2 protein-coding genes and 1 pseudogene are annotated in these 2,224 nt (G+C 33.2%); all 3 read right to left on the bottom strand.

The window, feature by feature from the left end; genetic code table 11:
* Positions 1-995, bottom strand: a pseudogene (gene rpoB, locus WBN21_RS07815) (DNA-directed RNA polymerase subunit beta); the annotation flags it as partial.
* 195 nt (positions 996-1,190) lie between these two features.
* Positions 1,191-1,565: a 50S ribosomal protein L7/L12 gene (rplL, locus tag WBN21_RS07810; protein WP_424199061.1), complete on the bottom strand. Its 375-nt coding sequence runs from the start codon at positions 1,563-1,565 to the stop codon at positions 1,191-1,193.
* Positions 1,566-1,631: 66 nt separating this feature from the next.
* Complete coding sequence (rplJ, locus tag WBN21_RS07805) at positions 1,632-2,153, bottom strand: 50S ribosomal protein L10 (RefSeq protein WP_424199059.1); 522 nt, start codon at positions 2,151-2,153, stop codon at positions 1,632-1,634.
* Positions 2,154-2,224 lie beyond the last annotated feature (71 nt).

Raw genomic sequence — 2,224 nt, 5'->3', positions numbered from 1 at the left:
TTACGTAATTGTCTATAAATATGTTCAACAGCTTCTTTTTCAGAGTTTGTTGGATCTTTTTGAAGCGTATTGTGAATTATAGCATAATCACCTTGTTCAGAAGTTTCTTTATGTAAAAGAATCGTTTTAACATCAGCTTCAAGAATTTCTTCTACATTTTCTTTATCTAAAACAGTATCACGATCAAGCACAATTTCGTTACGCTCGATAGATACTACTTCACCTGTATCTTCATCAACAAAATCTTCATGCCATGTATTTAAAACACGAGCAGCCAATTTTCTTCCTAAATATTTCTTTAATCCAGATTTTGATACTTTAACTTCTTCAGCTAAATCAAAAATCTCTAAAATATCTTTATCACGCTCAAAACCGATAGCACGGAAAAGCGTTGTTACTGGTAATTTTTTCTTTCTATCAATATATGCATACATCACCTGATTGATGTCTGTAGCAAACTCTATCCAAGATCCTTTGAATGGTATAACCCTTGCTGAATATAATTTTGTTCCATTTGCATGAAATGATTGACCAAAGAAAACCCCTGGTGAACGGTGCAATTGAGATACTACAACACGCTCAGCACCATTGATACAAAATGTACCAGAAGGTGTCATGTAAGGTATAGTTCCTAAGTACACATCTTGAACAATAGTTTCGAAATCCTCATGTTCAGGGTCTGTACAATATAACTTTAACCTAGCTTTAAGCGGAACGCTGTATGTTAGTCCTCTTTCAATACACTCTTCAATAGCATATCTTGGCGGATCTACGAAGTAATCTAAAAATTCTAAAACGAATTGATTACGAGAATCTGTAATTGGAAAGTTTTCCATGAAGGTATTATAAAGACCTTCATCACCTCTTTCTTCAGATTTTGTTTCTAATTGGAAAAAATCCTGGAAGGATTTAATCTGAATATCCAAAAAGTCTGGGTACTCGGTTCTATTTACAATAGAGGAGAAATTTAATCTTTCAGCTTGTGTTGATAACATCAATGGACGGAATTTTGATTAAAAAAAATAGTGATAGTGCTTTTAAACACTAGTTAAAACAGCTAAATATTTTTCAATATTCAAATGTTGTTTTGCAATTTAATTTGCTATATCATTATATACGCAAAATGGTCTAGGTGTTATCCCGCCATTTGCGGGATATACCTAAACCTTTGTATTGTTGAGATGTTAAGCTTACTTAAGCTCTACCTCTGCTCCAGCTTCTTCTAATTGAGCTTTTAAAGCTTCAGCTTCATCTTTAGCTACACCTTCTTTAATTGGAGATGGTGCATCATCAACTAAACCTTTAGCTTCTTTTAAACCTAAACCAGTTAATTCTTTAACTAATTTTACTACAGCTAGTTTAGAACCACCTGCCGCTTTTAAAATTACATCAAATTCAGTTTGAGCTTCTTCAGCGTCACCACCTGCAGCAGGACCAGCAACAGCAACTGCAGCAGCAGCAGCAGGCTCGATACCATACTCATCTTTTAATATAGTTGCTAACTCATTTACTTCTTTTACAGTAAGGTTAACTAATTGTTCTGCGAAATCTTTTAAATCTGCCATTTTTTCTATCGTTTTAATAATTTTGTAATAATAATATATTTGTAATAAAGTGCGTACTTGTTAATACTATCCTTCTTTTTCAGAGAGTGTTTTGATAATTCCAGCTAGTTTACCACCACTTGATTTAAGCGCAGAAACAACGTTTTTAGCAGGCGATTGTAGTAATCCTATAATCTCTCCTAATAACTCTTCTTTAGACTTGATATCAACTAACATGTCTAATTGGTTATCGCCAATGTAAACAGCTTCCTCAATAAATGCTCCTTTTAATAAAGGCTTTTCAGATTTTTTACGGAAGTTTTTAATCAACTTAGCTGGTGCATTACCTGTTTCAGAATACAAAACTGATGTATTCCCTTTTAAAACAGTTGAAAGATCTCCGAAATCTCTATCGGAAGCTTCCATTGCTTTTTTAAGTAATGTATTTTTAACAACTGCCATTTGCACGTTTGCCTTAAAAGCAGCACGACGCAAATCAGAGGTAGAACCTGCATTTAATCCTGAAATATCTGCTAAATAGATATTTGCATTATTAGCTAATTCTGCAGTTAAGTCCTCAATTACTTGTGATTTTTCTTCTCTTGTCATAATTTAAAGTTTTAACTTAATTAACCAATTTTAGGATCAATAGCTAAACTTGGGCTCATTGTAGAAGACAT

It is taken from the genome of Algibacter sp. (assembly GCF_049667265.1).
GTDB lineage: Bacteria > Bacteroidota > Bacteroidia > Flavobacteriales > Flavobacteriaceae > Algibacter_B.
This window is presented reverse-complemented; position numbering and strand designations above follow the sequence as displayed.